This window comes from Pseudomonas sp. RIT288, assembly GCF_000631985.1.
In the GTDB taxonomy this organism is placed as follows: Bacteria; Pseudomonadota; Gammaproteobacteria; order Pseudomonadales; family Pseudomonadaceae; genus Aquipseudomonas.
The window spans coordinates 228,756-252,201 of sequence record NZ_JFYN01000034.1 but is presented as its reverse complement, the minus strand read 5'-3'; the positions used below and the strand labels follow the sequence as shown (position 1 = coordinate 252,201).

Below are 23,446 nucleotides of genomic sequence, written 5' to 3'. Positions count from 1 at the left end.
GACAAACTCCACTGACTTGTCCTACAGCTTCTCCAGAAGCCATGAACTGTGCCCGCTCCAGTCCCGATGCTAGCTTGCCCTGACCACTTCGGAGGGCAAACCTTGAGCATCAAAAACGCCGTAACACTCAGCACCTGCGCATGGCTTTTATCCGGCTGCGGCACCGCCGCCTCGGTATTGCAAATGGACGCTGACGTCGCCCGCGACATGCGCAAACAGAAGACCTACTGCCAATCGATTCCACGGATCTACAGCGGTCTGGCGTTCGATTTCTGCGTACTGAATGCCCCACCTGACCCTACCGGCGTGCTGCTGCCGTTCGTGCTGCTGGACCTGCCATTGTCCGGGGTGCTGGACACGGTGGTGTTGCCGTATACGATTTATCAACAGGTCGTGGATGGCAATATCGGCATCTATTGGCGAACAGATCGCGGGTAACTGTTTTGCAATTTTCTCTGTTTGAAACCCAGAGCAAGTAAAGCGCTCTCAGTTTTTTTGCATCCAGACTTTGATGTGCTGAGCTTCATCTCTCTATTGGAGTGGAGGACGAAATGATGTTGGGGAGTAAGTTTCGAGAACTGGGGGTTGAAGGTTTTCCCTCCCCCAGAAAGCGAAAAGCCCCGGTGATCTCACCGAGGCATTAGCGCCGACCGGGATCCCCCAGTCCATTTGCACGGAAGTCTATGTTGAGAGGCTCGGGAGTGCAACGCGAACGCTGGCCAGTTCCGCTAGAGGCTTGTCAGCGCTTTTACGCTATAATCCCGCCCTTTAGCTGTCTCTCGCCCGGTGCGAGGGCACATCAATTTTCAAGGCGCATCGCGCCTGAATGCAGACTAAAGAGGCTAGACCCTGTGGCATTGACGATTCTTGGCCTGTCCGGCGCCCTTAGCCATGACCCTTCAGCCGCCTTGTACATCGACGGCAAGCTGGTGGCGGCGGCTGAAGAGGAGCGCTTCGTCCGCGATAAGCATGCAAAGAACCGCATGCCCTACGAATCGGCGAAGTTCTGCCTGGAACAGGCCGGTATCAAGCCGTCCGACGTTGACGTGGTGGCGATTCCGTTCGCGCCGATCAGCCTGTTCGGCAAGGCTCGCTGGCACTACGCCAAGCGCTACTGGTACGCCCCGGACCGTGCCCTCGATGCGATCCTGATGGGCAACCGTCGCTACAAGCGCTATCGCAACAAGATCGTCTGGTGCCTGGAGCAACTGGGTTTTGATCCGAAGAAGATCAAGATCGAGCCGGTCGAGCACCACCTCGCTCACGCCTCCAGCGCCTACCACTGCTCGGGTTTCAAAGAGAAAACCGCGATCCTCGGCATCGACGGCAAGGGCGAGTACGCCACGACCTTCTTCGGTTACGGCGAAAACGGCAAGATCCACAAGATCAAGGAATTCTTCGATCCGGACTCCCTCGGCGGCCTGTACGGCGCGATCACCGAGTTCCTCGGTTTCGAGATGCTCGACGGCGAGTTCAAGGTCATGGGCATGGCGCCGTACGGCGACGCCAGCAAATACGATTTCTCGCGTCTGGCCTCGTTCGAGAACGGCGAACTGGTGATCAACACCGACTACGCCAACGTGATCGGCCTGCGTCGCTACAAAGAGAAGGGCAAAGGCTTCTACTTCTCGCCGAAGCTGATCGAATGGCTGGGGCCGAAGCGTGAAGGCGATATCGCCGACGAACCGTACATCCACTACGCCGCGAGCATGCAAGCGCTGTTCGAGAAACTGGCGCTGCAGATGATCGACTACTACCTGGGCGATGTGCTCAAGGAAACCGGCAAGCTGGCCTTCGCCGGTGGCTGCGCGTTGAACGTCAAGCTGAACCAGAAAATCATCGCCCGCGATGACATCAAGGAACTGTTCGTGCAACCGGCGTCCGGCGATGCCGGCACCGCGGTCGGCGCAGCGGCCTATGTGTCCCACGCCCGTGGCGTGCCGGTCGAGAAGATGGAACACGTCTACCTCGGCCCGTCGTACAGCAACGAAGACGTGATCGCCGCGTGCGCCCGTCACGAGAACAAGCCGACCTGGCGCAAGCTCGACAACATGCCGGAGCAGATCGCCAAAATCATGGTCGATGGCAACCCGGTGGCCTGGTTCCAGGGCCGCATGGAGTTCGGTCCGCGTGCGCTCGGTGGACGTTCGATCATCGGTTGCCCGAGCGTGGCCGGTGTGGCTGACCGCATCAACCACCAGATCAAGTTCCGCGAGCGCTGGAGGCCTTTCTGCCCGTCGATGCTCGACACCGTTGCACCGCAGATGATCAAGATCGATCACCCGGCGCCGTTCATGACCTTTACTTTCGAAGTGGCGGAAGAGTGGAAGACCCGCGTGCCGGAAGTCGTCCACGAAGACGGTACCTCCCGGGCCCAGGTGCTCAAGCGCGAATACAACCCGCGCTACTACGACATGATGAAGGCGCTGGAAAACCTTACCGGCAACGGCGTGTCGCTGAACACTTCGCTGAACCGTCGTGGTGAGCCGATGATCTGCTCGCCGACCGACGCCCTGAACATGTTCTTCGGCTCCGATCTGCAGTACCTGATCATGGAAGACATTCTGGTGGTCAAAGAGGGCGCAAACGCTTATGACTCGCTCGGCTGAACGCCATGTGCTGCAGTTCTGTCACGGCTATGACGGGCCGTTCCTCGACTGCGCACGGCAGTACGCCAGCCTGTTCGCGGGCACCGGTTATCGGGTGACCACGGTCTTTCTGACCGGGGCCGCCGATAGCGAGGTGGCCGCAGCGTGTGCTTCCGATGAAGTGTTGTTCATGGAGTACAGCTCCAAGGCCATTCGTGGCCTGAAGCTGGGCGCCATCGGCGATCTGCGCAAGATTGCCGCATCACGCAATTTCAGTTTCTGCATCGCCCATCGCTTCAAGCCGATCTACATCGCCTTGCTCGGTACTTCGCTGCCGGTGATTGGCGTGCATCACGCGTTTGACGATTACAAACGCGGCACGCGCAAGCTGTTCGCGCACATTTTCCGCAAGCGCCTGAGCCTGCTCGGCGTCTCCGATGCCGTGCGCGACGACATGCGGCGCTGCCTGCCGAAATGGCCGTCGACCCGCATCCAGACCTTGTACAACCGCATCGATGTGCCGGCCTTGCAGGCCAGTCAGGTGTCGGCCCGCGAAGCCCGCGAGACCCTCGGTCTGGCGGCGGATGCGTTCATTGTCGGCAACGTCGGACGGCTGCACCCGGACAAGGATCAGGCCACCCTGCTGCACGGTTTCGCCGCGGCGTTACCCGGTCTGCCGGGCAACAGTCAGCTGGTGATTCTCGGCAAGGGCCGTCTGGAACAGGACCTCAAGGAGCTGGCGCGCGAACTGGGCATCGGTGACCGGGTGCTGTTTCTCGGTCAGGTACCGGACGCGCGCAATTACTTCCGCGCCTTCGATGTGTTTGCCCTGAGCTCCGATCACGAACCGTTCGGCATGGTGCTGCTCGAAGCCATGGCCGCCGGTGTGCCGTTGCTGGCCACTGCGTGTGGCGGGGCCAAGGAAGTGGTCGAGGGCGTGGGGATTCTGTTCCCGCTGGGCGATGCCGAGCACCTTGCACAAGGTCTGCAACATTTGGCGGGTATGGATGATCAGCAACGCCGTCAGTGCGCCGAGCTGATGCTCGATCGCCTGCGTGAGCGTTTCTCCGACCGTGCGGTGCGCGACACCTTCTGGCGTCTGCCGCAAGTTACCGATCTGGCACCGAGGGGCTGATGCTCAACCGATTTCAAGGCTGGCGCGAACGTGGCTGGTCGCCCGTTGACGCCTCCACCTATGCCACCGCCTGGCAGCGTTTTGGCGGCAGCGTCGCGACGCATCCTTTGGTGGTCGAGCGTCTGGCTGATCTGGCTGGCATCCCGGTGCGCTATCTGGCGTGGGAGCAGGACGGTGAAGTCAAAGCGGCGATCCCGACCTGGGGTCGCGACCTGGCCCTGTCCAAGGACGTGCTCAAGCGCAACGGCAAGAAAGGCCTGTTCGACCTCGGCAATGCCGAGCTGATCCTGCCGGCCGCCGTCGATGCCCAGGCGCCGTTGCGCCATCGCGCACGCTATCTCTCGGCGCTCAACGAAAACCGCTTCAGCGGTCTCAAGTTGCAGACCGAACAACTGGCCATGGCCCGCACGCCCGAAGAACTGTCGAAGAAGTTTCGCTACAACCAACGCCGTGAGCTGCGTCTGCTGGAAGAGGCGGGCGGTGTGGTACGTGCGGTCGGCGAGTTCTCCAGCGCCGAACTGGCGGCGATCTACTGTGATCTGTTCCAGCGCCGCTGGGGCTTCCCGGCTACAGGCGCGGCGCGCATGGCCGAAGTCATCGAGCTGCTGCGTGAACTGCTGATCGGCTCGGTGATCTTCCTCAGCGACGCGCCAATCGCCATTCAACTGGTGTACCGCGTCGAAGCGCCGGAGTGGATCAGCGTCGAGTACATCAACGGCGGTGTCGATCCCGAAACCCGCGAGTTCAGCCCTGGCAGCGTGTTGAGCTTTCTCAATACGCAAAGCGCCTGGGAGCATGCGCGAGCACTGGACAAGCCACTGCGGTTTTCCTTCGGTCGCGCCGACCGTGAATACAAGGATCGCTGGTGCAATCCTGTGCCGGTGTTCACCGTATGAGTCAGCCCATGAGCCGCAAACAGCAACTGCTCAAGCGTCATCGTCGCAATAAACGCCTCACCTTGCTGATCGCCCTGAGCGTGTTGATCGCGCTCGGTGTGCTGGTCGCGTGGTGGTTGCCGCTGGTGTTCGCGGTGGTTGGCTGGATCGCCCACGAGGCGTGGTTTGCCGATCACCTGTTCTATTCGCCGAAAGACGATTACCAGTACAGCTTTCCGCCGTTTACGCCGCAACCCAAGGTGCATTTGAGCGGCGAGCAACTGCGCCTGGATGAAGGCGTGATGCTGGTCGACGAAGCGACGTTGATCCTCGCGGTAAAGGTCAAAAGCACCTGGCTGGGACGTTTCCTTGATCCGCGCGTCGAGCTGGTCGGCGGGGCGAATCCTGATGCGCAAACCTTCGAGCGCGGGGTCAATGGCCTGCGTTACCTGAACCTCAGCGGTCAGGCGCAAGCCTTGGCGCAAGGTCAGTTGCGCTTGCGCGGGCGCTTCTGCCGGGTGTCCGGCGAGCCGGTGTTGTGGGCGCTGGAGCAGCCGGACTACCGCCGACAGCGGGTGATGGTGATCGCCCCGCACGCCGACGATGCCGAGCTGGCGGCGTATGGCTTGTACAGCCAGGCCGATGACGCCTGGATCGTCACCCTGACTGCGGGTGAGATCGAAGCCGAACACTATCAACAGATGGGCATGAGCAAGGTCGAGGCCGCGCGGCTCAAAGGCCGTCTGCGTGCCTGGGACAGCCTCGCCGTGCCGCGTTGGGCCGGTGTGCCGCAAGAACACTGCGTGCAGCTCGGCTACTTCTGCCTGCAACTGGCAGCGATGCAGACCGCACCGAATCAGGTGGTGGGCTCGCGCGAAGCGGATCTGAACGACACGCGACTGTTTCGCCAGTTGAATCCGTTCACCCTGCCGGGCGATGCCGATGGCGCACCGACCTGGAACAACCTGCTGGCCGACCTGCGCGAAGTGCTGCTGCGCGCCCGTCCAGAGGTGATCGTGCTGCCGCACCCGACCCTCGATCCGCATCCCGATCATATCTGCGCCCAGCAAGCGGTTTTGCAGGCGCTCCAGGGTCTCGACTGGCAGCCGACGTTGCTCGGTTATGCCAACCATTTGCATGACAATGACCGCTGGCCGATGGGCAACACCGGGCAGGGCATTGCCTTGCCGCCGGCCTTCGATCCGGCGGTGCCGATGCAGCCGCTGTGCCTGCCGCTGTCCATCGAGTTGCAACGTGACAAGGCCATGGCGCTGGGCATGATGCATGACCTGCAGCCGTCGGCACCGTTCAAGCGTCGCCTGCGCCGGGTTATCCAGCGCGTGCTCGCCGGGCGGGCCGCGTCGGTGTACGGCGAAAACGAATTTTTTCGAAAAGCGGTCAGGCGCCAGGAGTTGTTCTGGCTACTCAAGCACGGTGAGACAGGCGTTCAGCGGGGAGAGTCATGAGTCAACGGTTCAAGGTGTTGCAGCTGCAACCCGACTACAACGTCAAAGCCCATGACTTTGCCGACCTCGCCGAACAGATCGTCAAGGCATTGCCGAGCGATCGCTATGAGCTCACCGCGGCTTTCCTGCGCGGCAAACCGGGGCCGGGCGAGCCGGTGAGCCGGGCCGATCACTCGGTGTACTTCGAGTTTTCCGACAAGTCGCTCAAGGGCATGCGCCTGCGGGCGATGTGGCAGCTGTACAAGTTTTGCCGCCGGGAAAAGTTCGACGTGGTGATCTGCAACCGCTTCAAACCAGTGAACATGATGTTGGCGCTCAACCGCTGGTTGAAGGTGCCGCTGTGCATTGGCATCTCCCACGGTTTCGGTGAGTACGATCGCTTCTACCGACGTCGTCAGACCCAGCGTCTGATCGATCGGCACTGGCGCTTCGTCGGCGTGTCACCAGCGGTCAAACAGTACCTGCTCGATTGCGATTGCGGCTTCACCGACCAGAACACCTACGCCATTACCAATGCCATCGACATCGAGCAGGCCGAGGGCTTGCAGCACAGCCGCGAAAAGGCTCGCGAGTTGTTGGGCCTCGACCCGAATGTGCGCTTGATTGGCGCGCTGGGGCGCCTGGTGTCGGTCAAGGGCCACACCTATCTGCTGCAAGCCTTTGCCGCGCTGAAAGACAAATACCCGAACACTCAACTGGCAATCATTGGTGCCGGACGCCTGCAAGCGCCGCTGGCGGCCGAGATCGAGCAACTGGGCCTGAGCGGTCGTGCGCACCTGCTGGGTTTCAAGGAAAACGCTCTGCAGTACGTACGTGCGTTCGACATCTGGACCATGCCGTCGCTGGCCGAAGGCCTGGGCCTGGCGTTGCTCGAAGGCATGAGCGGACACCTGCCGGTGATCGCTTCGAACGTGCCGGCGATGTTGCCGCTGATCGAAGGTGCCGGCGGTTTGGCGATCACGCCCAAGGACGTGCCGAGTCTGGTCGCCGCGCTGGATAACTATCTCGCGCTGTCGGACGACGAACTCAAGGACAAGGGCGAGCAGGCCTATCGTTATCTGCAGGAACAGCACGACATCGAGGTGTTCCGTCAGGAATACCTGGACCTGATCGACTCCGGCCTGGAACAGGCCCGCAAGGAGCAGCCGTGAGCGAAGAGAAAGCCGTGAGTGAAGAAAGAGCCATGAGCGAAGCCAACGCTCTCGTCACCGTGATCATCGCCTCGTACAACCACGGCCCGTACATTGAGGAAAGCATCCTCAGCGTCCTCAACCAGAGCTACAAAAACATCGAGCTGCTGGTGGTCGATGACGGTTCGAAGGACGACAGCGTCGAGCGCATCAGCGCGTTGCAGGCGCAGTACGGTTTCGATTTTCGTGTGCAGCAGAATCAGGGTCTGACCAATACCCTCAACGGCGCTATCGCCCGTTCGAAGGGCAGTCTGATTGTGCCGTTCGGCTCCGACGACATCATGTATCCCGACCGTATTGCCACCCAGGTGGCGTACATGGACGGCAAGCCTGAAGTCGGGATCTGTGCCGGCAATATCGAGCTGATGCACGCCGACGGCAGTCTTTATCCAGAGAAGCGTCAGCGCCGCGACGTGCCGTTTCGCCGCCTCGATTTCGACGACATGTTCCTTGAGCGCAAGCCGTATCCGCCGGCGCCGACGCTGATGATCCGTCGCGAGGCGCTGGAGAAGGTGGGAGGGTTCGATCCGACGATTCGTCTTGAAGACCTGTATATCGAGCTCAAGGTGACCCGTGCTGGCTACTTCATCGACGGTTTGAACGTGGTGATGGCGCGCTACCGCAAGCACGCCACCAACTCGTACAAGAATCATCGCTTCATGATCGAGAACATCCTGCGCACCTATGCGTTGTTCAGCGATCATCCGTTGTACGACGAAGTGCGCTTCAAGGCGCTGAACTCGATGTTCCTCAAGACCGCCAACCGCAATCGAAAGCTGGCACGCGAGCTACTGGCGCAGATCCCGTTCAAGGCCTGGAACAAGAAGACCTGGCGCGGACTGGGGCGTTTGCTCTTTTCCCCGCTGGAAAAGGACTGAGGCGCTCGCTCGCACTCAGCGAGCGATCTTCTCCGGCAGACGCTTTTCGCCCTTCTGACGCTGGCGCAGCCAATGCACAACCTTCTTGCCGGCAGCCATGCCCGGCTGCTCGATATAGAGGAACGTCACGCTGCTGATCAGAATCAGCAAGCACGCGCAGACGGCCACCAGGGGTAGGTAGACCGCCGTTTCCCGTGCATCGATATTCAGCAGCAGCGGCAGCCGTTGCACCATCAGCCATAGAACGAACCCGTGCAGCAGATAGGTGCTGTAGCTGATCTCGCCGAGCCAGCGAATGCTGCGTGGTTTCAGCGCGCCGAACAGATCATTGCCGGACGCTACGATCACGAAAAACAACCCCAGCAAAAACAGCGGTGCAGTCTTGAACGCCCGACTGAACGCGGTGAATGCAATCACCAGCGCGAGCACGGCGATGATGCTCGCCAGGCGCGACTGGCTCCACGCCACGAGCGCCGGCCGGCGAATCCAGTAGGCGGCGGCAATGCCACCGAGGAAACTCGCCAGAAAGTGTTTCTTCAGCGAATGTTCCCAGCCGATGATCTGGTACAGCGCGTAGATGCCGATCAGGCACAGCACCACCTGCAACCAGCTGCCGCGGTAGATGAACACCAGTCCGGCCAATGGCAGCGCCATGTAGAAAAACACCTCATAGGCCAGCGTCCACGTGACGTTGGATATCAGCATGCCGGAATGACGGTACTGGTTGATGTCCGGGCGGTCGAACGTCAGCCAGGCGAGGATCTGTTTGAACAGCTCCAGGCCAGGCTCCTTCATTTGCCAGTCCTGCAAGTGGAAGATCGAGACGAACACCAGCAGCATCAGCGGCAGATACAGCGGATACAGACGAAATACCCGTGAGACGCCGAACGCCAGCCAGTCATGGTTGCGTCCCTGCGCGAGCAGGCGGCTCCAGAACAGAAAACCGGTGATCATGAAGAACAGCGCGACGCTGCCCTGACCCAGCATCGAATAGAAGTTGCTCGGCGGAAAGTCGATCACCCCGGTGCGCAAGAAGATCCAGGTAATGACCGAGTGGTGTACGAACACACCAAACGCCAGATAGCCACGCAGGCCGTCGATGCTGGCATATCGACTTTCGCCGGAATGCTGCAGGTGCCGAGCTATTTTCGGCACCGCGCGCAACAGCAGGGCGGAGGTGACGATGGCCAGCAGGTAGGCTGCCAGCGCGATAAGCGGATTGGTTTCGATCATCACTGAACTCGGGCCGGGGCGTTGCCGGCCAGCACTTGCCTGTGCAGATTTTCAACCGCGGATTTAGACGCCGTCATGGCGTACCCCTGGAGCAACGCATCGAGGTGATCCTCGAACAGCCAGCGTTTGTCGACAGTGTAACGTTGCATATGACGCAAATTGCGTTGGCGCAGGGAAAGACTGAGCGGGGTAGGGTAGATGCGCAAGTCGGCCAGATCGATCAGGCCGAACTCGCCATCTTCCAGCACCAGTACGTTACCCAGGTGCAGCGAGCGGAAATACACGCCTTTTTCGTGCAGTTGCGCCATGAATTTGCCAAAGCGCTCTACCAGCGCCTGGCGCACCGCTGGAGCCGTAATGCTCTGCAGCACCTGACGCAGCGTGTGTCCCGGTAACGGCGCGTAATGCACGGCACTGCTGCCATCGTCGAGACGGTACAGATTCAATATTTGCGGGGTCGGAATGCCCATCTGGCGCAGCTGTTCGCTGTTGACCGCGAAACGTTCGGAGTAGGGATTGAAGCTGCCGGAGGTGTACCAGCGGCGACGGCGGAACAGCTTGAGGAAGCTGCCGTCGGTCAGGCGCAGGACTTTTGGGCCGAGGCCGTCTTCTTCAATGATCTGGGCCGCGCTGCTCATGTGCTCCAGGTCAGCGGTCGCAAGCTTTTGCACCGGCTGTGTCAACAGGCGCCGCGCGCGTTGATTGATGCTCAGCGCCGCGATCAGTGCCAGCGGGATCCACAACAGGAACCAGTGCTCTTTGGGCCGCGAGATGATTCCACCGCCTTCGGTCAGCCCGGCACCGATACCGAATACCAGCCAGGTCGAGGCAATGATCAGCAGTGGCTGCACACGCTGGCGCCAACTGCTCAGCAGGCTCCACAGCAGGAAGAACAACCATGGCAGCAGTCCGATGATCCCGACGTAATACAGGACACCGAGGGCAAAGCTGTGTGGTTCCTGAAAGTTGTAGCCAACGCCCGGGTCGACAGCGAGGGTGGCACTGTAGCCATGGCCGACCCACGGGTGGTCGGCAATCTTGTGCAACACGATTTGCCAGATTTCCAGCCGGTAGGAATCACCACGTTCAATGATCATCTGCGAAAACAGCGTGAGAACCGCCACCCCGCTCAGGGCCAGGGCTACCAGCAACCCCACTGAACGTCGGTTCCAGCAGATGAAGCACAGCCAGAGCGCAGCCATGGTCAGTGCCACCAGCGGTGTCCGGGAACCCGTGCCGATCACGGCCATGAACATGATTGCCATCGCCGGCACGCTGAGCCACATCATCTGGCGACGTTTGCAGGTCATGGTCACGCTCAGCCAGTAGGCACTGAAGAAGCCGAACAGGTGCGAGCTGAGCAACGGGTTATCGAAGGCACCGCCGCCGATCAGGCGCATCCCCGGCTCATAAACCCGGGCGAACATGAACAGGAAAATGGTCGTGGCAATCAGCGCGACCAGCGCAGCGCCGAACAGCAAGGGTTGCAGGATGTCGCTGCGGTAGCGCACCAGCAGGTAGCAGCCGGCAAACAGCAGCAAGGTATGCAGTGGCGGCTTGAACATTCCGCCGAGCGGCTCACCGTCTGGGCCCCATGCGAGGCTGAGCAACGCCCAGGCGGCGAACAACAGGACTGCGATGAAAATCGGCTCGCGCAGCAGCTCCTTGAGCTCGCGTGGACGCAGGCACAGTGCGATCAGTGTCGGAATGCTGAACAGTCCGTAGAACAGCTTGTGATGCAGGCTTCGACCCGGCAAAAAGAACAGCGCGCACAGGAGCAAAAAATAACCGGTGGGTAGTATCCACAGGCTGATGAAATCGAAAACTCGATTGGACGTACTGCTGAAGCCGCGAAGTTGCATGCTGTGAGATTCATTCCTGAGGTTGATCGACCATTCGAGTGATGGCTATTTGATGCGGAAAAAGATGCCTAACAATAACAGCCTTTCGCCGATTGCCAGAACCCTGAAGAAGCTGTGCTAAAGTCAGCGTCCTTTTTATCGACTTTCGCGTGATATGACCGATTCCAGTCCCGCCGCAAGCCCATCGAGCTTGAAAATCTACTTCCGCCTGCTCGGCTATGTCCGGCCGTACATCAGTCTGTTCCTGATCAGCATCGTCGGCTTTCTGATTTTCGCCTCGACGCAGCCAATGCTCGGCTACATCCTCAAGTACTTTGTCGATGGCCTGTCCAACCCTGAAGCGGTGCTGTTTCCTTCCGTGCCGTACCTGCGCGACCTGCAACTGCTGCAGGCCGTACCGTTGCTGATCATTCTGATCGCCGCGTGGCAGGGGCTGGGCTCCTATCTGGGCAACTATTTCCTGGCCAAGGTTTCCCTCGGGTTGGTGCATGACTTGCGTGTGCAGTTGTTCAACAACCTGCTGGTGCTGCCTAACCGCTATTTCGACAAGCATAACTCCGGTCATCTGATTTCGCGTATCACCTTCAACGTGACCATGGTCACGGGGGCGGCAACAGATGCGATCAAGGTCGTAATCCGTGAAGGCATGACGGTGATCTTCCTGTTTGCCTCGCTGCTGTTCATGAACTGGAAGCTGACCCTGGTGATGGTGGCGATCCTGCCGCTGATCGCCGTAATGGTGCGCACCGCCAGCAAGAAATTCCGCAAGCAGAGCAAGAAGATCCAGCTGGCGATGGGCGATGTCACCCACGTTGCCTCGGAAACCATCCAGGGTTATCGCGTGGTGCGCAGCTTCGGCGGCGAGGCTTACGAAGAACAACGCTTCCTCAACGCCAGCCAGAGCAACACCGACAAGCAACTGCGCATGACCCGTACCGGCGCGATCTACACGCCAATGCTGCAACTGGTGATCTACACCGCCATGGCCGTGCTGATGTTCCTCGTGCTGTACCTGCGCGGTGATGCCTCGGCCGGTGACATGGTCGCCTACATCACCCTGGCAGGCCTGCTGCCCAAGCCGATCCGTCAATTGTCCGAAGTCAGCTCGACCATCCAGAAAGGCGTGGCCGGTGCCGAGAGCATCTTCGAGCAACTGGATGTCGAGCCGGAAGTCGATACCGGTACGGTGGAGCGCGATGCGGTGAGCGGTCGTCTGGACGTGCGCAACCTCAGCTTCACCTACCCTGGCACCGAACGTCAGGTGCTCGACGACATCAGCTTCTCGGTCCAGCCGGGGCAGATGGTCGCATTGGTAGGGCGTTCGGGCAGCGGCAAGTCGACGCTGGCCAACCTGATTCCACGCTTCTATCACCACGACAAGGGCGAAATTCTCATCGACGACGTGGAAGTCGAGCAGTACAAGCTGCTCAACCTGCGTCGTCATATCGCCCAGGTAACCCAGCACGTCACTTTGTTCAGCGATACCGTGGCCAACAACATCGCTTATGGCGATCTGGCCGGTGCACCGCGCGAAGACATCGAGAAAGCGGCGCGCGATGCCTATGCGATGGACTTCATTTCGCAGCTGCCGCAAGGCCTGGACACTCAGGTCGGCGAGAACGGCGTATTGCTTTCCGGTGGCCAGCGCCAGCGTCTGGCGATTGCCCGTGCGTTGCTGAAGAACGCACCGCTGCTGATTCTCGACGAGGCCACCTCGGCACTCGACACTGAGTCCGAACGGCACATTCAGGCGGCACTGGATCAGGTGATGAAGGGGCGTACCACGCTGGTGATCGCTCACCGTCTGTCGACCATCGAGAAGGCCGACCTTATTCTGGTCATGGATCAGGGTCGCATCGTCGAGCGCGGCACTCACGACCAGTTGCTGGCGCAAAATGGTTACTACGCGCGCCTCAACGCCATGGGCCTGGATGCCCCGGCCGAAGATATCGCCTGATTTCAGGCTCAGCCCTGTGGGAGCGAGCCTGCTCGCGAAGGCGCTGCAACAGACGACGTCCGTGTCGAATGTTCACCCGCTATCGCGAGCAGGCTCGCTCCCACAGTCGTTTGTATCGAGACCATTACCCTTCTTGACCAAACCGGAATAAAACCGGGTACCGCGCTTGTTAAGGTTCCTCAACGAACTCTGACTTTCATCGAGGGGGTCATCCCCGTCGCGCGGGTACTTTCATGCTGCAACGCTATCTCTGGAAACTGCTGCCCAAGCCACAGCGGGCCTTTCTGCTCGGGCGCCTGTCGGTGGTCGATCGTCAGGTGGTGAACAAGTCGATGTCAGCCAACCTGACGTTTCCCCAGCCCTTCCAGCAGCGCTCCTGCCTGTTCATCCATGTCCCGAAATGCGCCGGCAGCAGCATCTGTACGGCAATGTTCGACGGCTGGCGTCCCGGGCATTTGCCGTTGTACTGGTACGAGGAGCAATTCCCCGAGGCATTCGCGAAGGCATTCAAGTTCGCCTTTGTCCGCGATCCGCTGGAACGCGCCTATTCGGCCTACGCCTTCCTGCGCGGCAATGCGTTGAGCGAGCGTGATCACGCCGCCCAGCAACTGGTCAGGCATTACCGCGACTTCGACGATTTTGTCGCCCGCTGGCTACACCCCGAAACCATCTCGCGGCAACTGCACTTCGCGGCGCAAACCGATTTCCTGACCGACTCGCTGGGGCGTCTCGGGCTGGATTTCGTCGGTTATCAGGAGCATCTGCAGCGTGATTTCAGTCTGGTGTGTGAACACCTTGGACAAACGGTGAGTCTGCCGCACGTCAATCGCTCGCAACAGCGTCGAGCCGTGCCGGCCCGGGAATTCTGCACAATACGCACGCGCAGGCTGGTGCGGCGGATCTACCAGCGCGATTACGATTTGCTGGGTTACGAGTGATCGGCGGCTGTACGGAAAACAAGCGCAAAAGCGTTCTGTTTCATCCTGTTGCAGCCGCTGCGCGAGCCTTTGCCAACCCTGTGTTAATATCGCGCCCCTGTTCATTTTGTATGTGGGTTGCTCCATGAAGTTGTCCATGCCGCGATTCGATCAAGCCCCAGTCTTGGTGGTCGGCGATGTCATGCTCGACCGTTACTGGCATGGTGGAACCTCACGGATTTCCCCTGAGGCACCGGTTCCGGTCGTAAAAGTCGAGCAAATCGAAGACCGCCCGGGCGGTGCTGCCAACGTTGCCTTGAACATTGCCGCGCTGGGTGCGCCGGCGTCGCTGGTCGGTGTGACCGGTGATGACGAAGCCGCCGACAGCCTGAGCAACAGTCTCAAGGGCGCGGGCGTGCGTGCCCTGTTCCAGCGCATTGCGCATCAGCCGACCATCGTCAAGCTGCGGGTCATGAGTCGCCACCAGCAATTGCTGCGTATCGACTTCGAAGAACCGTTTGCCACCGATGCGCTGGCCCTGGCTTCGCAGGTCGATGATCTGCTCGAAGGCATCAAGGTGCTGGTACTGTCGGACTACGGCAAAGGTGCGCTGAAAAACCATCAGGCCTTGATTCAGGCGGCCCGTGCCAAAGGCATTCCGGTGCTGGCCGATCCCAAGGGCAAGGATTTTTCGATCTACCGTGGCGCCAGTCTGATCACGCCGAACCTCAGTGAATTCGAAGCCATCGTCGGCGGTTGCGCCGATGAGCACGAACTGGTGAGCAAGGGCGCGACCCTGATGCACGATCTCGAACTCGGCGCGCTGCTGGTCACCCGTGGTGAACACGGCATGACCCTGCTGCGTCCGGAGCATCCGGCGCTGCATTTGCCGGCCCGTGCCCGTGAAGTGTTCGACGTGACCGGTGCCGGCGACACGGTGATTTCCACCCTGGCGGCGGCGATCGCTGCCGGTGAAGAGTTGCCGCATGCGGTGGCACTGGCCAACCTGGCGGCCGGTATTGTGGTCGGCAAGCTCGGTACTGCAGCGATCAGCGCTCCGGAACTGCGCCGCGCGATTCAGCGTGAAGAGGGCTCAGAGCGTGGTGTTCTGGGTCTGGAGCAGTTGGTGCTGGCAGTGGCTGATGCCCGTGCGCATAACGAGCGCATCGTCTTCACCAATGGCTGCTTCGACATTCTGCATGCCGGGCACGTGACCTACCTCGAGCAGGCGCGCGCCCAGGGCGACCGTCTGATCGTGGCAATCAACGATGACGCCTCGGTCAGCCGCCTGAAAGGGCCGGGACGTCCGATCAACAGTGTCGACCGACGCATGGCGGTACTTGCCGGCCTCGGTGCGGTGGACTGGGTGATCAGCTTCCCGGAAGGCACCCCGGAAAACCTGTTGCGCGAGGTCAAGCCGGATGTGTTGGTCAAGGGCGGTGATTACGGTATCGACCAGGTTGTTGGTGCCGATATCGTCAAGGCTTACGGCGGCACGGTGAAAGTGCTGGGTCTGGTGGAAAACAGCTCGACCACCGCGATCGTGGAAAAAATCCGCGGTCACTGATTCAAGCTGAAAAGATCGCCGCCTGCGGCAGCTCCTGCATTGGAATGCGTTTCCCTGTAGGAGCTGCCGCAGGCGGCGATCTTTTGCGTTTCAGGAGCTGACTTTCTTGCGCGGTACGATCTTTTTCAGCAGTTGCTTGGCCTTGCCACGCAACCGCGCCAGGCCCGTAGGCTTCTCCGGCGGGGTCAGGCCTTGTTGGCGTAACCAGTCCTTCCAGCGAATCCGCTCTTCACGCACCAGCCAGCCATCCTGTCTGGCAAAGCTTTCGGCCAGATACAGACCACGCGTGCCCGCCGGAGACAGCTGACCCTTCTTCAAGGTATACAGCTCGGCCAGCGGTTCGCCGTCCTGCAACGGCATCAGGTACAGATCGGGGCGCTTGCGGTCCAGTCGCGCCACCAGTTGATCACCTTCCAGGCGTTCATCGACATGAAACAGACTCAGGGATTTGACTTCCTTGGGCACGTCCAGGCGCAAGTCATAGATCAGTTGCAGTGATGCCGTCGGCAGATGCACATAGGCCCGTGGCCGTTCGAGCAATTGCAGATTGGCGCAGCGCACCGGCCGCGCCGAACCGGACTGCGGCGTCAGGCGAAACGGCAGGGCCTCGCGATAATGCAGGGCGGAGGAGTAGGGCGCGGGTAGCCAGGTGTCATTGAAGCGTCCGCCGAGCCAGCCTTCCGGGGTTTCCAGCAGACACTCTTCGGCAATTTCCTGAATCGCCGTGTGCAACGGGATGTTCAGTTCTTGAGCAGGCACGTAGCCGGAAATCAGCTTGAGCACGACGTCCCCGCGATCCTGCCGACGCTGGCGCACCAGCACCCAGTAATCGCGATTCTGCCAATGCAGCGTCAGGCGCACCGAGACCCCAAGGTTGGCCAGCTCCACCGCGAAGCGCTCGGCATCCGCCACACTCACCGGTTTGCGCCGCTGCAGGGTCTGGGCGAAATTCAGCGGCATACCGACGCTTTGATAGGTCAGGCCTTCGGGCGTTGCCTCGACGAACAGCGGTAGCGTCTTGAAGTCGCTCGGGTTCTTTCTGATGAGCGTGCGCGGCATGTCGGCTCCTGCTTAAGGCCGCGGGGCGGCGTCAGTGACCACGAAGGACCTGGGCAACGGTCGCAACGTTATGGGCGAGGTGCAGCGGATTGATCGTTCCGACAATAGCACTGGCCACGCCGGGCTGCTGGAACAACAACTCGAAGCTGGCGCGCACTGGATCCACGCCCGGACTCAGGCATACATGGCCGCTTGCCAGGGCTTTTTTCACCAGAATGGCTTTGCCGTGGGCAGCAGCATAGTCAATGACTGCCTTCTCGTTCTGTTCGTTCAGATTGTAGGTGACCATCGCGCAGTCCCCTTGCTCCAGCGCCTTGAGTCCGCCCTCGACAGTTTTGCCGGAGAAGCCGAAACCGCGAATCTTGCCCTCGGCCTTGAGGGCGGCGAGGGTAGCGTAGACCTCTTCGTGCTCAAGGATCGCCAGGTCGTTGCCGTCGGAGTGCACCAGCACCAGGTCGATAAAATCGGTTTCAAGACGTTGCAGGCTACGCTCGACCGACATCCGCGTATGTGCCGCACTGAAGTCATGCTGCGACAGGCCGTCGGCAAACTCTTCACCGACCTTGCTGACGATCACCCAGTCCTGCCGCTGGCGACGCAACAACGGGCCGAGGCGTTCCTCACTGCGACCGTAGGCCGGGGCGGTGTCGATCAGGTTGATGCCCAGCCCTTTGGCCTGCTTGAGCAGCATGCGTGCCGCGTCATCGTCGGGGATCTGGAAACCGTTGGGGTATTTCACGCCCTGGTCGCGGCCGAGTTTGACTGTGCCCAGGCCCAGCGGTGAAACCATCAGGCCGGTGCTGCCCAAGGGGCGATGCAGTTCGTGCAGGGTCGCTACGCTCATGGCAACAGTTGCTCCCAGGCCGGTACGCTCATCGGTGGTTTTGGCAGTGCCGGCAATGGCTCGGCCGGTTGCGGCTGGATGGCGTCGCGCTCCAGCGCAGCGATGACCCGGTCAGCGAAGTCCGGTGCCAGTGCCAGTTTGGTCGGCCAGCCCACCAGCAGGCGACCCTGTTCGGCGAGGAAGGCGTTGTCCGGACGGCTCAGGCCGGTTTGCAGCGGCTCGGCGCGATCCACGCGCAAGGTCGCCCATTGCACCTGGCTCAGGTCGATCCATGGCAGCAACTGGCCGAGTTCTTTCTGCGCCGTGGCGATCTGCTCCGCAGGCTCGCGGGCCACGCCATCGCTTTCGGCAATGTCGCCGCCCAGGTACCAGACCCAGTTGCCATCAGCGGCCGGGTGAGTGGTGACGGTGATGCGCGGCTTGGTGCCGCCGCCCAGGCAGTGAGCGTACAACGGCTTCAGGCTTGGGCCTTTGGCGATGATCATGTGCAGCGGCCGGCGTTGCATCGCCGGTTGGCTCAGGCCCAGGTCATCCAGCAACCGGGCAGTGCCGGCACCGGCACTGAGGACGATGCGTTGGGCGCGGATTTCACGACCGTCGACTTTCAGGCCGACCAGCACGCCTGCTTCCAGCAGCGGCTCGATGGTTTGCCCGGCGAGCAGACCGTCGCCGGCCAGATCGGCCAGGCGCTGGATCAGGCTCGGCACGTCGACCACCAGTTCGGCGAGGCGGTAGACCTTGCCCTTGAAGCGCTTGTCTTGCAGGGCCGGCGGCAGTTGATCGCCCTTGACCTGATCGACCCGGCCGCGCACGGCTTTGCTGGCGAAGAAACTGGTGAGGTTGCCGGCGAGGGTGCCGGGCGACCACAGGTAATGCGCTTCGGACAACAGGCGCACGCCGGACAGGTCCAGCTCGCCGTTGCCGGCCAGCGCTTCACGCCAGCGGCGCGGCATGTCGGCGATGGCTTCCGAGGCGCCCGTCAGCGCACCGTGCAGCGCGTACTTGGCGCCGCCGTGAATGATGCCCTGGGATTTCACACTCTGCCCGCCGCCGAGGCTGGCGTTTTCCACCAGCACGGTCGAAAAGCCCTGGCGGCGCAGACGCGCGTTCAGCCAGAGGCCGGCGACACCAGCGCCGACAATCAAAACGTCGGTGGAAATAACGGATGGCATGCAACGACCTCAGTGTTCAAGACGAGGGCGCAGTATACAGACTCGGGGATCGGAGCTCAGAGGCGAAAAAAGATCGCAGCCTGCGGCAGCTCCTACAGGGATATGCATTCCAATGTAGGAGCTGCCGAAGGCTGCGATCTTTTTCTTCAATGCCCTGCGGTCTTGGAGAACAGCTGGATGACCACCACACCGAGCACGATCAGCGCCATCCCGAGCATCGCCGGTACGTCCAGCTTCTGCCCGTAAATGAACAGCGCCGCGACACTGACCATGACGATGCCCATGCCCGCCCACACGGCGTAGGCGACTCCCACCGGCACAGTACGCACCACCAGTGTCAGCATCCAGAAGGCGATCCCGTAGCCGACGATCACCAGGATCAGCGGCAGCGGAGTGCTCAAGCCTTTGACCGCTTTCATCGAAACGGTGGCGATCACTTCGGCGCAGATGGCGATAGCCAGGAAGGCGTAGGCGTTCATGTGTAGATCCTCATGTAAAACGTTGCTTGCTGAGGCGGCATTCTAGTCGCTCGCCAGATGGGGTAAAGTCATTACCTATCTGTTTTTAAGATGGGCTGCAGCATGAATACCCTGTGGAATCTCGAACAACTGCGCGCCTTCGTCAGCGTCGCCGAACAACGCTCGTTTTCTGCCGTGGCGCGCCAGCAACGCAAGGCACAGTCGGCAATCAGCAGTGCGATTGCCATGCTGGAAGACGATTTGGGTGTCAGCCTGTTCGAGCGTAGCAGTGGTCGCCAACCCAGGCTCACCGAAGCCGGCGAGGCGCTGCTCGAAGAGGCGCGCGAAGTGTTGCGTCAATGCGCGCGCCTCAATGGTCGGGCGATGGCGATGATGCGCGGTCAGGAAGCGCAGCTTCGGGTAGCTCAGGATGAAGCGATGCCGTATCAGGCACTGGTGGAAAGCTTCGATGCGCTGGCCGAGCAATTTCCCAGCCTCGAAGTGCAACTGACCAGCGCCGCCCAGGGTGAAGTCGCACGCAAACTGGTCGAGCGTCGCGCCGATCTGGGCTTGCTGTTCTATCACGATGAAATTCCTGAAGCGCTGGAGCGTCGGGTATTGGGCCGGGTGGAAATGGTCACGGTCTGCGGGATCAATCATCCGCTGGCGACGCAGCCCTACGTCACCTGCCAGCAATTGGCGCAGCATCGGCAATTGCTGATGTCGACGCAAACCAGCGTCTACCCCGGCAACGAACCGGCCAGCCCGCAAGTGTGGCGCGCTGATAGCTTCTACGTGATGGCCGAATGGCTGGTGCGGGATCTGGGCTGGGCCTGGCTGCCCCGGCATGTGGTGCAGTACTCGGCCTATCAGGGGTTGATGGTCGAACTGGACAGCGAATGGACCCCGCCGGCGCTGGTGGTGGAGCTGGTCTGGCGCCGGGATGAACCCCTGGGGCCTGCCGCGAGCTGGCTGGCCGAACGTTTTGCCGTGCACTTGCGGGCGATTGGCGACAAAAGTCGATAAACTCCGCCGCCATGAATAGAACTCTCTACACCGCGCTGTTTTACCTGGGGCTGCCATTGGTGGCGATTCGGCTGTGGCTGCGCTCGCGCAAGGCCCCGGCGTATGCCAAACGGATTGGCGAGCGCTTCTCCTGCGGGATGCCGTCACTGCAGCCCGGCGGGATCTGGGTGCACGCGGTGTCGGTGGGCGAGAGCATCGCCGCTGCGCCGATGATCCGCGCCTTGCTGCAACGTTATCCACAACTGCCGATCACCGTGACCTGCATGACCCCGACCGGATCGGAACGGATTCAGGCACTGTTCGCCAGCGAGCCGCGCATCCAGCATTGCTATCTGCCCTATGACTTGCCGTGCGCCGCGGCGCGTTTTCTTGATCACGCCAAACCGAAACTGGCAGTGATCATGGAAACCGAACTGTGGCCGAACCACATTCATCAGTGTGCCAAACGCGGGATTCCGGTGGCGCTGGCCAACGGTCGATTGTCCGAGCGATCGGCGCGGGGCTATGGTCGCTTCAGCAAGCTGACCGCGCCGATGCTCGCTGAAATGAGCTTGTTCGCGGTGCAGACCGAAGCCGAAGCCCAGCGCTTCCGCGATCTGGGCGCGCGCCCGCAGACGGTCGAGGTCACTGGCTCGATCAAGTTCGACCTGAGCATCGACCCGCAGCTGCTGCAACGCGCCAACGAACTGCGCGGTCAATGGCAGGCGCTGGAGCGCCCGGTGTGGATCGCCGCCAGTACCCACGAAGGCGAAGACGAAGTGGTGCTCGACGCCCATCGCCAGCTGCTGACGAACTACCCGAATGCGTTGCTGATTCTGGTGCCGCGCCATCCCGAGCGCTTCAACTCGGTGTTCGAGTTGTGCCAGCGTGAAGGCTTTGCCACGGTGCGCCGTTCGAGTGGTGCCAATGTCGAGGCGGACACTTCCGTGCTGCTCGGCGACACCATGGGCGAGTTGCTGTTTCTCTATGCACTGGCCGACAGCGCCTTTGTCGGTGGTAGCCTGGTGCCGAACGGCGGGCATAACCTGCTGGAGCCGGCGGCCCTGGCCAAACCGGTCATCAGTGGCCCGCACCTGTTCAACTTCCTCGACATCGCCGCGCAGTTGCGCGAAGCCGGCGCGCTGGCCGAAGTGGATGATGCCGAAGGGCTGGCGGTGGAAGTGCAGCGCCTGTTCGAATTGCCGCGTGATGCCCAGCGCATGGCCGAGGCCGGGCTGGCGGTGATGCGGCGTAATCAGGGTGCGCTGCAGCGGTTGCTGGATGGCTTGGCCCGACTGATCAAGTAACAGGCAAAAAAAAGATCGCAGCCTTCGGCAGCTCCTACAGGAAAATGCATTCCATGGGTAGGAGCTGCCGAAGGCTGCGATCTTTTGCTTTAAGGCTTAAGGCCGCGCCTTGAGCTGTGCTTCGGCGGCCTTGGCCAGATCCGGTGGCAGGAAGTCCTTGTCCGGGTTGTAGTCGGCTTTCAAATAACGCCGCAGATCTTCCAGATCACCCGGGTTCAATGTCCCCGCCGCCTGCTTCAAACGCAGGTTGTCGAGGATGTAGTCGTAGCGGGTATTGTTGTAGTTGCGCACCGAGGTGTACAGCTGGCGCTGGGCGTCGAGCACATCGACGATGTTGCGCGTACCCACCTGATAACCGATTTCCGTGGCTTCCACCGCACTCTGGTTGGAGATGATCGACTGGCGGCGCGCCTGTACCTGCTCGACATCGGTGTTCACCGCGCGGTGCAGATTGCGGGTATTTTCCACCACCTGCCGACGCAGGGATTCGCGCTGTTGCTCGCTCTGATCCAGTTGCGCATAGGACTGGCGCACTTGCGAACTGGTCAGCCCGCCACTGTAGATCGGGATGTTCAGTTGCAGGCCGAGCGTACTTTGCTCGACGTTGCCACTGTATGGCGTACCGAAGGCGTTCGGGTTGGCGAAACCGAGGGCGTCGTTGTCACCCTTTTCGTATTTGGCCACGGCATCGAGGGTCGGCAGGTGACCGGCCTTGCGCTGTTTGAGGGTCTGTTCGGCGGAGCTGACCGCAAAGTTGCTCGCCAGCAGATTGAGGTTCTGCTTGCCCGCGGTTTCGACCCAGGCCTTGGCGTCGTTTGGCGCCGGCGGCAGGATGGGCAGCGTGTGGACGATGCCCTGAATCGAGTTGTACTGACGGTTGGTCAGAGTGATCAGCGCTTCGAACGCATCGTCGACCTGACGCTGGGCGACGATCCGGTTCGCGCGCGCGGTGTCGTAACTCGCTTGTGATTGCAGGACGTCGGTCTTGTCCGACAGGCCGACATCGAAGCGCTCGTTGGACTGGTCAAGCTGTCGCTTGAAAGCGGCTTCTTCAGCCTTGGTCGAGGCCAGGTTGTCCTGACTGCGCAGCACGTTGAAGTAGCTTTCGGCCGATTGCAGGATCAGGTTCTGCTCGGTGGCCGAGAGTTGCAGCGCGGCTTGTTCGTTGACGTCCTTGGCTGCCTGGTACTGGAACCAGCGGTCAGCGCGGAACAAGGGCTGGGCCAGGGTCGCCTGATAGGAATGCGCGCTGCGATTGGCAATGGCTGAAGGCTGGTCGATCGAGGTGCGCACGTCCGCCACTTCGGCGCCGCCGGACAAGTTGGGCAGCAAGCCGGCACGGGCCTGCGGCACCACTTCTTTCTGGGCTCCGTACTGGGCGCGGGCGGCGGCCAGATCGGCGTTGTTGTCGACTGCTTCCTGGTAGACGCTGACCAGATCGGTCTTGGTCGACAAAGGCGCTTCTGCTGCCCAGGCCATTGCGTTGGACGCACAAGACACGGCAAGAGCCAGTGAAAGTTTGCGCAGCATGAGGCGATCCCTAGCAAAAATATTACGGAAATAATGTGCGCGCCAAGGCTACGGCGCGGCCTCGGCAGCGTCAAGGCGCGCAGGGCAAAGCGAGTGTAGTTGCGCAATCGTGCGGCAACAATCCTGCAAGTCCCGGTAATTGCGCCATTCATCATGGTGTTTGCCGCGGTGTTGGCGTTCTTTGCCGGTTGTGTCTAGACTGGCCGGGTTCTTGTCGGGGTGCCTTGCTATGAGGCTGAGATCGAATAATTTCGGATCCCGTTGAACCTGATCAGGTTAGCGCCTGCGTAGGGAACAAGATTTCTCGTCACCCGGCGAGTCCTCTTGTGCTTCGTCCGGGAAATTGTTCGACAATCGAACGCTCGACGACGATGCACAGCACCAGTCCTGGTGCGTCCGTGCC

General features: G+C 61.1%; 19 protein-coding genes and 1 riboswitch. Of the genes, 12 read left to right on the top strand and 7 right to left on the bottom strand.

Annotation, left to right across the window (positions count from 1 at the left end; genetic code table 11):
• Positions 1–102 precede the first annotated feature (102 nt).
• The 7 genes from BW33_RS19925 to BW33_RS19895 all read left to right on the top strand — a co-directional run bounded on the left by BW33_RS19925 (position 103) and on the right by BW33_RS19895 (position 8,132).
• On the top strand, positions 103–438 hold the full coding sequence (locus tag BW33_RS19925) for a YceK/YidQ family lipoprotein (RefSeq protein ID WP_047600752.1): 336 nt from the start codon (positions 103–105) through the stop codon (positions 436–438).
• Between the two features lie 413 nt (positions 439–851).
• Entirely contained in the window at positions 852–2,609 is a 1,758-nt protein-coding gene (locus BW33_RS19920; RefSeq protein WP_007967355.1) for a carbamoyltransferase family protein, read from the top strand.
• Positions 2,593–3,723, top strand: coding sequence for a glycosyltransferase (locus tag BW33_RS19915; RefSeq protein WP_027611372.1), 1,131 nt, complete (start codon positions 2,593–2,595; stop codon positions 3,721–3,723). The genes BW33_RS19920 and BW33_RS19915 overlap by 17 nt, the downstream gene beginning before the upstream one ends.
• Positions 3,723–4,619 carry an antimicrobial resistance protein Mig-14 gene (locus BW33_RS19910; RefSeq protein WP_047600750.1) on the top strand — a complete coding sequence of 299 codons (897 nt, stop codon included), beginning with the start codon at positions 3,723–3,725 and terminating at the stop codon, positions 4,617–4,619. Before BW33_RS19915 ends, BW33_RS19910 begins: the two co-directional genes overlap by 1 nt.
• 8 nt (positions 4,620–4,627) lie before the next feature.
• Positions 4,628–6,064 carry a PIG-L deacetylase family protein gene (locus BW33_RS19905; protein ID WP_047601081.1) on the top strand — a complete coding sequence of 479 codons (1,437 nt, stop codon included), beginning with the start codon at positions 4,628–4,630 and terminating at the stop codon, positions 6,062–6,064.
• A complete protein-coding gene (locus BW33_RS19900; RefSeq protein WP_047600749.1) occupies positions 6,061–7,215 on the top strand; it encodes a glycosyltransferase family 4 protein in 1,155 nt (384 codons plus the stop codon). The genes BW33_RS19905 and BW33_RS19900 overlap by 4 nt, the downstream gene beginning before the upstream one ends.
• Positions 7,216–7,247: 32 nt before the next feature.
• Complete coding sequence (locus BW33_RS19895; protein ID WP_047601080.1) at positions 7,248–8,132, top strand: glycosyltransferase; 885 nt, start codon at positions 7,248–7,250, stop codon at positions 8,130–8,132.
• 15 nt (positions 8,133–8,147) lie between these two features.
• Here the strand turns inward: BW33_RS19895 and BW33_RS19890 are convergent, their stop codons facing one another.
• Both BW33_RS19890 and BW33_RS19885 read right to left on the bottom strand, forming a co-directional pair.
• Entirely contained in the window at positions 8,148–9,365 is a 1,218-nt protein-coding gene (locus BW33_RS19890) for an acyltransferase family protein (RefSeq protein ID WP_047600748.1), read from the bottom strand.
• Positions 9,365–11,227 (bottom strand): bifunctional O-antigen ligase/aminoglycoside phosphotransferase family protein, encoded by a 1,863-nt coding sequence (locus BW33_RS19885; RefSeq protein ID WP_047600747.1) that lies wholly within the window; start codon positions 11,225–11,227, stop codon positions 9,365–9,367. Before BW33_RS19885 ends, BW33_RS19890 begins: the two co-directional genes overlap by 1 nt.
• Before the next feature lie 154 nt (positions 11,228–11,381).
• Here BW33_RS19885 and msbA point away from each other — a divergent pair, with 154 nt between their 5' ends.
• From msbA to hldE, 3 genes are all read left to right on the top strand, one after another.
• The gene (gene msbA, locus BW33_RS19880) at positions 11,382–13,184 is read left to right on the top strand and encodes a lipid A export permease/ATP-binding protein MsbA (RefSeq protein ID WP_047600746.1); all 1,803 of its coding nucleotides are present in this window, start codon (positions 11,382–11,384) and stop codon (positions 13,182–13,184) included.
• 233 nt (positions 13,185–13,417) lie between these two features.
• A complete protein-coding gene (locus BW33_RS19875; RefSeq protein ID WP_047600744.1) occupies positions 13,418–14,122 on the top strand; it encodes a sulfotransferase family 2 domain-containing protein in 705 nt (234 codons plus the stop codon).
• Positions 14,123–14,246: 124 nt separating this feature from the next.
• A complete protein-coding gene (gene hldE, locus BW33_RS19870; RefSeq protein WP_047600743.1) occupies positions 14,247–15,668 on the top strand; it encodes a bifunctional D-glycero-beta-D-manno-heptose-7-phosphate kinase/D-glycero-beta-D-manno-heptose 1-phosphate adenylyltransferase HldE in 1,422 nt (473 codons plus the stop codon).
• 90 nt (positions 15,669–15,758) lie between these two features.
• On the opposite strand, the gene BW33_RS19865 is transcribed toward hldE, so the two are convergent.
• From BW33_RS19865 to BW33_RS19850, 4 genes are all read right to left on the bottom strand, one after another.
• Complete coding sequence (locus tag BW33_RS19865) at positions 15,759–16,727, bottom strand: hypothetical protein (RefSeq protein WP_047600742.1); 969 nt, start codon at positions 16,725–16,727, stop codon at positions 15,759–15,761.
• A 31-nt stretch (positions 16,728–16,758) separates the two neighbouring features.
• A complete protein-coding gene (locus BW33_RS19860; protein ID WP_047600741.1) occupies positions 16,759–17,571 on the bottom strand; it encodes an aldo/keto reductase in 813 nt (270 codons plus the stop codon).
• Complete coding sequence (locus BW33_RS19855; protein ID WP_047600740.1) at positions 17,568–18,743, bottom strand: NAD(P)/FAD-dependent oxidoreductase; 1,176 nt, start codon at positions 18,741–18,743, stop codon at positions 17,568–17,570. Before BW33_RS19855 ends, BW33_RS19860 begins: the two co-directional genes overlap by 4 nt.
• A gap of 146 nt (positions 18,744–18,889) precedes the next feature.
• Positions 18,890–19,222, bottom strand: coding sequence for a DMT family transporter (locus BW33_RS19850; protein WP_003221050.1), 333 nt, complete (start codon positions 19,220–19,222; stop codon positions 18,890–18,892).
• 102 nt (positions 19,223–19,324) lie between these two features.
• Between BW33_RS19850 and BW33_RS19845 the strand changes: the two genes are divergently transcribed.
• Both BW33_RS19845 and waaA read left to right on the top strand, forming a co-directional pair.
• A complete protein-coding gene (locus tag BW33_RS19845; protein ID WP_047601079.1) occupies positions 19,325–20,227 on the top strand; it encodes a LysR family transcriptional regulator in 903 nt (300 codons plus the stop codon).
• Positions 20,228–20,238: 11 nt separating this feature from the next.
• The gene (gene waaA, locus BW33_RS19840; RefSeq protein ID WP_047600738.1) at positions 20,239–21,513 is read left to right on the top strand and encodes a lipid IV(A) 3-deoxy-D-manno-octulosonic acid transferase; all 1,275 of its coding nucleotides are present in this window, start codon (positions 20,239–20,241) and stop codon (positions 21,511–21,513) included.
• Positions 21,514–21,609: 96 nt separating this feature from the next.
• Here waaA and BW33_RS19835 read toward each other — a convergent pair whose 3' ends face one another.
• Entirely contained in the window at positions 21,610–23,043 is a 1,434-nt protein-coding gene (locus BW33_RS19835; protein WP_047600737.1) for a TolC family outer membrane protein, read from the bottom strand.
• 205 nt (positions 23,044–23,248) lie between these two features.
• Positions 23,249–23,354, top strand: a riboswitch (TPP riboswitch).
• Positions 23,355–23,446 lie beyond the last annotated feature (92 nt).

What these genes read in the sequence shown, in the direction of transcription:
- BW33_RS19915 (WP_027611372.1), top strand. Translation starts at nt 2,593, where the DNA reads ATGACTCGCTCGGCTGAACGCCATGTGCTGCAGTTCTGTCACGGCTAT.
- BW33_RS19910 (WP_047600750.1), top strand. Translation starts at nt 3,723, where the DNA reads ATGCTCAACCGATTTCAAGGCTGGCGCGAACGTGGCTGGTCGCCCGTT.
- BW33_RS19905 (WP_047601081.1), top strand. Translation starts at nt 4,628, where the DNA reads ATGAGCCGCAAACAGCAACTGCTCAAGCGTCATCGTCGCAATAAACGC.
- BW33_RS19900 (WP_047600749.1), top strand. Translation starts at nt 6,061, where the DNA reads ATGAGTCAACGGTTCAAGGTGTTGCAGCTGCAACCCGACTACAACGTC.
- BW33_RS19895 (WP_047601080.1), top strand. Translation starts at nt 7,248, where the DNA reads ATGAGCGAAGCCAACGCTCTCGTCACCGTGATCATCGCCTCGTACAAC.
- BW33_RS19890 (WP_047600748.1), bottom strand. Translation starts at nt 9,365, where the DNA reads ATGATCGAAACCAATCCGCTTATCGCGCTGGCAGCCTACCTGCTGGCC.
- BW33_RS19885 (WP_047600747.1), bottom strand. Translation starts at nt 11,227, where the DNA reads ATGCAACTTCGCGGCTTCAGCAGTACGTCCAATCGAGTTTTCGATTTC.
- msbA (WP_047600746.1), top strand. Translation starts at nt 11,382, where the DNA reads ATGACCGATTCCAGTCCCGCCGCAAGCCCATCGAGCTTGAAAATCTAC.
- BW33_RS19875 (WP_047600744.1), top strand. Translation starts at nt 13,418, where the DNA reads ATGCTGCAACGCTATCTCTGGAAACTGCTGCCCAAGCCACAGCGGGCC.
- hldE (WP_047600743.1), top strand. Translation starts at nt 14,247, where the DNA reads ATGAAGTTGTCCATGCCGCGATTCGATCAAGCCCCAGTCTTGGTGGTC.
- BW33_RS19865 (WP_047600742.1), bottom strand. Translation starts at nt 16,727, where the DNA reads ATGCCGCGCACGCTCATCAGAAAGAACCCGAGCGACTTCAAGACGCTA.
- BW33_RS19860 (WP_047600741.1), bottom strand. Translation starts at nt 17,571, where the DNA reads ATGAGCGTAGCGACCCTGCACGAACTGCATCGCCCCTTGGGCAGCACC.
- BW33_RS19855 (WP_047600740.1), bottom strand. Translation starts at nt 18,743, where the DNA reads ATGCCATCCGTTATTTCCACCGACGTTTTGATTGTCGGCGCTGGTGTC.
- BW33_RS19850 (WP_003221050.1), bottom strand. Translation starts at nt 19,222, where the DNA reads ATGAACGCCTACGCCTTCCTGGCTATCGCCATCTGCGCCGAAGTGATC.
- BW33_RS19845 (WP_047601079.1), top strand. Translation starts at nt 19,325, where the DNA reads ATGAATACCCTGTGGAATCTCGAACAACTGCGCGCCTTCGTCAGCGTC.
- waaA (WP_047600738.1), top strand. Translation starts at nt 20,239, where the DNA reads ATGAATAGAACTCTCTACACCGCGCTGTTTTACCTGGGGCTGCCATTG.
- BW33_RS19835 (WP_047600737.1), bottom strand. Translation starts at nt 23,043, where the DNA reads ATGCTGCGCAAACTTTCACTGGCTCTTGCCGTGTCTTGTGCGTCCAAC.